A 451-nucleotide genomic window follows, 5' to 3' on the forward strand; every position below is an offset into this window, starting at 1 on the left:
TACCTACAACGTCTGAAGAAACGATTTCGTCTTCAGTGTAACCGAATGATTCGTTTGAAGCATTTTTCATAGCTTCGTTAACTTGTTCAACTGTTACGTCTTGTTTTTCTAATACTACTGTTAATTCAGTTAATGAACCTGTAGCTACAGGAACACGTTGTGCACCACCATCTAATTTACCATCGATTTCAGGAATAACTTTACCGATAGCTTTAGCAGCACCTGTTGAGTTAGGGATGATGTTTTCTGCTGCTGCACGAGCACGACGTTTGTCACCTTTTCTGTGAGGTGCGTCTTGTGTATTTTGATCACCTGTGTAAGCGTGAATTGTAGTCATTAAACCTTCAACTAAACCAAAGTCATCGTTTAAAACTTTAGCAACTGGTGCTAATGAGTTTGTAGTACATGAAGCACCTGAAACAACTGTTTCAGAACCGTCTAACTCTTGGTG

At 39.5% G+C, this 451-nt stretch carries 1 pseudogene; it reads right to left on the reverse strand.

Features of this window, described 5'->3' with window-relative positions:
• A pseudogene (locus ACVYAD_RS25130) lies at nucleotides 1-451 on the reverse strand (type I glyceraldehyde-3-phosphate dehydrogenase); the annotation flags it as partial.

The organism is Lysinibacillus sp. G1-3 (assembly GCF_056322905.1).